General features: G+C 61.2%; 6 protein-coding genes and 1 pseudogene. 2 read left to right on the top strand and 5 right to left on the bottom strand.

Annotated features, from left to right (window positions below; genetic code table 11):
• Both ACLP25_RS09010 and ACLP25_RS09005 read left to right on the top strand, forming a co-directional pair.
• On the top strand, positions 1-242 hold a 242-nt coding region (locus ACLP25_RS09010; protein WP_442468863.1), incomplete at its 5' end, for a hypothetical protein.
• A 232-nt stretch (positions 243-474) separates the two neighbouring features.
• Positions 475-666 carry a hypothetical protein gene (locus tag ACLP25_RS09005; RefSeq protein ID WP_442468862.1) on the top strand — a complete coding sequence of 64 codons (192 nt, stop codon included), beginning with the start codon at positions 475-477 and terminating at the stop codon, positions 664-666.
• Positions 667-822: 156 nt separating this feature from the next.
• Here the strand turns inward: ACLP25_RS09005 and ACLP25_RS09000 are convergent, their stop codons facing one another.
• From ACLP25_RS09000 to ACLP25_RS08980, 5 genes and pseudogenes are all read right to left on the bottom strand, one after another.
• The gene (locus ACLP25_RS09000) at positions 823-1,056 is read right to left on the bottom strand and encodes a hypothetical protein (RefSeq protein WP_442468861.1); all 234 of its coding nucleotides are present in this window, start codon (positions 1,054-1,056) and stop codon (positions 823-825) included.
• A complete protein-coding gene (locus tag ACLP25_RS08995; protein WP_442468860.1) occupies positions 1,035-1,631 on the bottom strand; it encodes a bestrophin-like domain in 597 nt (198 codons plus the stop codon). The genes ACLP25_RS09000 and ACLP25_RS08995 overlap by 22 nt, the downstream gene beginning before the upstream one ends.
• Positions 1,632-1,779: 148 nt before the next feature.
• Complete coding sequence (locus ACLP25_RS08990) at positions 1,780-1,905, bottom strand: hypothetical protein (protein WP_442468859.1); 126 nt, start codon at positions 1,903-1,905, stop codon at positions 1,780-1,782.
• 2,145 nt (positions 1,906-4,050) lie between these two features.
• A pseudogene (locus ACLP25_RS08985) lies at positions 4,051-5,271 on the bottom strand (polyhydroxyalkanoate depolymerase); the annotation flags it as partial.
• 17 nt (positions 5,272-5,288) lie between these two features.
• Positions 5,289-5,513 carry a BON domain-containing protein gene (locus ACLP25_RS08980; RefSeq protein ID WP_442468858.1) on the bottom strand — a complete coding sequence of 75 codons (225 nt, stop codon included), beginning with the start codon at positions 5,511-5,513 and terminating at the stop codon, positions 5,289-5,291.
• Between the last annotated feature and the right edge of the window lie 232 nt (positions 5,514-5,745).

Genomic DNA, 5,745 nt, shown 5'->3' with positions numbered 1-5,745 from the left:
CAGATCGGGATCGGAGTGATGTAGACTCGACGAGGCGCGCCGAGCTCGTGCTTCGACTGTTGGTCGAGAAGGCGCAGACAGACGCGCTGGTCTTCGCAAGCCGGCAAACTGCGGATCGTGAGGTCGTGCGACCGATGAACTTGGTGGCGAGGCTCGAGAGTTCTTTGCTTGAGGCGGCGAAGACGCCGCGTGACGAAGGGCCGAACCTCGCCGACATTCTCGCGGAGTACGAATCCAAATGAACAACATCCTTCAAGCGCTCGACGACAAGCGCCTCTTCGCCGGCGCCCTTCGCGACAAGGCGACATGGCTCGGGCTAACGACGACGCCGCAGCCGGCGGTGGTGGTTCAATTGCCCGAGGACGGGACGGCGGACCGCGAAGCTCTACCTGCCCGACGGCGCCCTCACGTTCGCGTCGCGCCAAGCTTACCGGCTCGCCTACCAATGCCAGCGAAACCCCTCACGACCGAGCCTTGCGGCGCGCCTTCAAACTGCGGAAGAGGCTCGGCGCTGATAGTGGTGACGGCGACTACATCGCAAAGCCGCGGTGGATGCGCTGGCGAACCTATGACCGCAAGCTCGAGGAAATCGCCGCCGCCGAAGAGGTCGTAGACGCCCATTTGCTGGGGTTCGTCCAGAAACTCGATCGCCGCTTGGGGCGCTGACCTCGGCCTCTTCCCTGTCAGGGATCGAAGCGGGCGCGCCGCTTCCACGAGCAGAAAGCGGCCTAACAGGGCCGGTGAGCGGCGATCTGAGCGAGAGCGGCAGCGGGTTCAACCGAATTGCGATCACGTCACCGGATCGCGTGCGCAAGACCCCGTCTAGCCCGCCCTTCTCGGAGCGGCCTCCTCGGGCGAGACGCCGCCCCGCTCCGCCGCGGCCAGCGTCTTCATTAGTCCGTCGAAGATGTCTTGCCGCATTTTGAACAGACCGACATAGGGGTCGCTCAGTTCGAGAATGAGATAGGCCGCGCTCGCGACCGAGACCGCGCCGAGCCCCGCCATGATCGCGCTGAGGAGGTTGATCCCCGCCGTCAGCGCGTAGCAGAGAAACACAGGCACGCCCAGCCGACGACGATGGTCAGGAGCAGATTGGGGACCGGATTGACGAGGCTTCTGAGCATCGTGAGCTGCGTGTCGACGATCGTGCCGAAGTGATCCCGCGCTGCGTCGAGGGCGTGTCGCTGGTCGTCGTTCGCCGGGCGAAGACCAAAGAGGGTGCCGCGCATGGGCAGAACCTCGGCGGCCAAATCGGAATAGACCAGGCTTCGCCGGCCCTTGGGATCCTCGATCCATAACCGCGCCCGCGCACACGTGACGATGCCGTGCAGCTCCTTCCGCCCCACGGCCCCCTCGTGACCGTAGCCAGCGAAGGCGAGATCGAGCAGGATCAGCGCCCGCCCGATGGCCTGAAGCTGCGTCAGTTGCGTCGTGAACTGTCCGTGGGCGGTCCAGATCAGAAGGCCGAGAACGATCGCCACCAGCGTCGCGTCCAGGCCGCCGACCGAGCCGATCATGCTCTTCGACGCCGCGACATAGTCGGCCGGCAGCAGCGCCTGCACGCCGAACCCGAGGAGCGCGCTCGCGAAGGTCGCGAACGCGATGATCGCAGCGCGATAAACGAAGATCATTCGCCCGATGCCCTCCAACACTCCAATGCGCCGGTCAACTTCAACGCACGATTTGTTCAAAATCGTACGCTGAGCGCGATCAGTGGGCGGCTTTGCTGGCCCGGCGGCCCGGAGCGTTCTCAACCTCACAGCTCGGCTGCCCTGAAGCCTACCTCTTGCCCAGCTCCGGCTCGGGCTCGTTGAACGGGTCCGACGGCTTCGGCTTGGGCGGCTCGTTGAACGGGTCCGGGTCGCTGATCCACGACGCATACGCGCCATCTTTCGATTTCGACATCGACAAGCCCCTTCTGCTTCAGTCAGCGTCACCAGAGCGCCATCCCGGCGCCGAGGCAATCATCTCGGTCAACCTCGATCAAAGAAAGCATCTTTGTCCGCCCCAACGCGCTCCCGTCCGTTCCACCTTGAATGCCAGAGGATCGCGACGCGCCGTGGTGGGCATCCTAAAGGGCTGCGCGCCGGGATACGCCTAAACGGCAAGTTGAGTTTACTGGGAAGCGCCCTTATCTCTCTGCGGCGGGAACAAACGCGGCGTGTAACCCATTCGCGAGGGACACGATGTCGTTGTGACCGAAGCGGAACAAACGATGCGACCCAGGTGGTGATGAGTATGGTCTGTGCAGCAAAGGATACGCCCCCGCCTAAATCCGAGGAGAGAACACCCGCGTCGCCCGACGAGGGAGCCGAACTTATTCGCGCATTTCTGCAGATCGAGCGCAAGAGCGTGCGTGACGCGATTATCGAGCTCGTAAAGCGACTTTCGCAGGCGAATTTACCAACCGAACGACCTTAGATAGTTTACGTCCGTTTTGCAGTCGGGGCGTTTCTTGGTCGGCGGGGGTTATGTCTCGCACTTCAGCTATCGCCATATCGATAAAATAAGCGAGCACCGGCTTGTCCATCGATTCAGCGGCCAAGCGGGTTTCCAACAGCGCTGCCTCAATGGAGCGCAATTCAGCTTGATGCGCCATATTCCCTCGCCGAGGCGTGTTTCCGGGAAGGACGAATGAATTGTGGTAGTCATACGGTCGTCCTCCTTTTTGATGTTATCAAATCCGGGGACTTCGGACAATACTGAGAATATACGGAGAACATAACAACCGCAGAACACGGGGCGACTCGGCCTCCGTTTCGTTAGGGAGTTATGCCCGCGGTCGGACAGGATTCGTCACGCCGGCCGTCGGGTCGTATAATGCACCCACATCGTATCGCAGGAGGCAGCTATGTTGCTAGTCCCTGTTGTGCTTGTAATCGGCGCAATCTTCGCTCTCGTCTTCTATCTCGACAGGAAATACCCCACGTAGGCGGGGCGTCGCGCGCTGCCGCTATCCTCCCTCGGATGACCGACCCGTCCGAACGCCTCACGCCGGCATCTGCCGAAGACTCGCCGACGCGCTCGCGTTCGCCTTGCAATTCCGAGGCCGGAAGCGCGTCCATAACGCCGACGAGATCATGACCGAGATCGCCGACAGACGGCTTGTGGATCACCTCGATCGCGCCGGCTTCGTCGTCATGAAGCGGCCGGCGGAGATCGACGATGCGGCTCTGGGGCGCGGATTTGAAGGCCCGTGACCATCAAGGGGGGCGGTCTGACAGCTGTGGTGGTTTGCCCTGCAAAGGTGACCCAGCGACGGCGTCTTCGCGCAAATACCGGTCATTCATCGTCGGCGTTACGAAGGGGTCATATCGGACCGTTTGCTGCCCCTCCTGGTCGGTTGCGTATGCGCTCAGCCGCGCCATGAGGCCCGGCGTCAATCCGACGTCTTCTTCTTCGTCTTGTTTGTTCCGTCTATCAAACGGTGCGGCAATCCTCCAACTTAACCCCTGCTCTCAATAACAGGATCTACTTCGAGCCCCGACCGGCTCATACGAACACCACCCTTGGCGCGTTTTCGTGGGCTACCATCTATTAGCATATACCCAGCTCATAACATCCCCATTGGGTACGACCTAGCCGTTAGGCCCTTCAAGGCGATATATTTGAGCACGGTGGTTGCGATAGAGGTTTCTCGCCTGCCGAAGAGCGGCCTCCTTGCTTGGATTGGTCCGAGAAGACCGATTCTGATCGAAATGGTCTCTATAGAGAACTTTCCAGTTAGACACTTCTCCCATATGCTTTGTCTCCCATATGCTTGCGCGCCGCCGGGGGTCGCTTCTTGGTATTGGTATTGGCCGCGCTAGAATTCAGGCGGACAGAGCCCGGTCCGTCGCAGGCCGGATCTTCAAGGGGATGCCGCAGGCGAGCCGCACGCGAAAACTTCCGTTTAGCCGAGGGTGTTACATATATGATCTGGTTTTCCTCTGTGGGCGGAAAAGCCGGACGGCGAGCGACATCATGCGTCCGTCCCGAAGCCGCGACCGTCGCGTGCGTCGCGACGGACTTGGCGTCGGGCTTGGCGCTCATGGCGTCGATGTCGGCCCAGAACTTGCGCATCTTCGGCGCGATCTCTTTGCGGAAGCGCGAGCCGTTGAAAATGCCGTAGTGGCCGACCTCCATCTGCAGGTGGTGCAGCCGCTTCGCCTCCGGAATGTTCACGCACAGGTCCTGGGCAGCGAAAGTCTGGCCGACCCCGCAAATGTCGTCCTTCTCGCCCTCGACCGTCATGAGGCCGCAATGGCGGATCGCCTTCAGGTCGACGAGTTGGCCGCGATGCTTCATCTCGCCCTTGGGCAGCAAGTGACGGAAGAAAACAGTGTCGAGCGTCTGCATGAAGTAGGCGGCGTCCATGTCCATCACCGCCAGGTACTCGTCATAGAAGTCGCGATGCTTCTCGGCCGAGTCGCCGTCGCCCTCCACCAGGTGGTTGAACATCTCGAGATGGGCGTTGACGTGGCGGTCGAGATTCATCGCCATGAAGCCCGAAAGCTGCAGGAAGCCTGGATAGACCTCGCGGCCGACGCCGGGATAGGGGAACGGCACCCGATGAAGGACATTGCGGCGGAACCACTCAGGCTTGCGCTGCTCGGCGAGCTTGGTGACCTCGGTCGGGCTCCTGCGGGTGTCGATCGGGCCTCCCATGATTGTCACGCTGGCGGGGACGTTCGGATCGCCGTTCTGCTCCATGATCGCGACCGCCGCGATCAGCGGGACCGACGGCTGGCACACGCCGAGCGTATGAACGCCCGGCCCGAGGTGATCGAGCATCAGGCGCACATAGTCGATGTAGTCGTCGAGATCGAACGTTCCTAGCGCGAGCGGGACCATGCGCGCGTCCGTCCAGTCGGCGATGTAGATGTTGCAATGGGGCAGCAAGGCCTCGACCGTGCCGCGCAGCAGCGTCGCGTAGTGGCCGGACATCGGCGCGACGATGAGCAGCCTCGGCTGTTCGTCCCCGCCGGGAAAACCGGGCCGGACGAAATGCAGAAGGTTGCAGAACGGCCGGCTCCAGACGACGTCCTCCAGCACCGGGTAAACGACGCCGTCGACCTCGATTTCGTCGAGGCCGAAAGTCGGCTTGCCGTAACGACGGGTCATCCGCTCGAACATTTCGGCACCGGCCGAAATGTTCCTGCCGAGGGTCGTGGTCGACAAGGGGTTCCAAGGATTGCGGAACATGAAGTGGGTCGCGTCCGTAACCGCACGCGCCGGAGCGAACGCCGCATGAGCCATTTCGTAAATCTGATAGGAATAACTCCGGAACATTGCGATCTTTCCGACTTTCAGCGCCGAAGCGAGGTTGGAGACGAGGGTTGCAGGGTCGGTCGACTAAATTCCACAGAAAATCGAATGGTGATGTTGTTCCTGACGTCGACCACGCCGGGCACGCGACGGGCGACCGCCTCCGCGTAGGATTTCTGATAGGCTTGATCGACGACTCCGCGCAGCGTCACGACGCCGGCGTCCGCTTCCGCGATGACCTTGTGAGGGGAGCCGCGAGAGACCACTGAAGTGCGTTTGCGACTTCGGTACGGATATCCGCCATTTTGCGCCCCTTGACCTCTGTAACGCAGCCTCCATGGCCTACGCTATCCTAATTTGGGTATTGGCTTGCCACATCGTAAGGTGACGGCGCGATTATATTTTCCCATAGTAAGTTTTTTCGGAAACCAAATACGCGGATGAACTTGCTGTACACTGAAGTTCTGTTGGTAATCTCGATTGATTTGACCTGAAAGG

It is taken from the genome of Roseiarcus sp., assembly GCF_052145395.1.
GTDB lineage: Bacteria > Pseudomonadota > Alphaproteobacteria > Rhizobiales > Beijerinckiaceae > Roseiarcus.
Note: the sequence above shows the minus strand (reverse complement) of the source record. Positions and strands in the feature narration are given on the sequence as shown.

Excerpts from the sequence above, each read along its gene's own strand:
- ACLP25_RS08990 (WP_442468859.1), bottom strand. The coding sequence starts at position 1,905 with ATGTCGAAATCGAAAGATGGCGCGTATGCGTCGTGGATCAGCGACCCG.
- ACLP25_RS08995 (WP_442468860.1), bottom strand. The coding sequence starts at position 1,631 with ATGATCTTCGTTTATCGCGCTGCGATCATCGCGTTCGCGACCTTCGCG.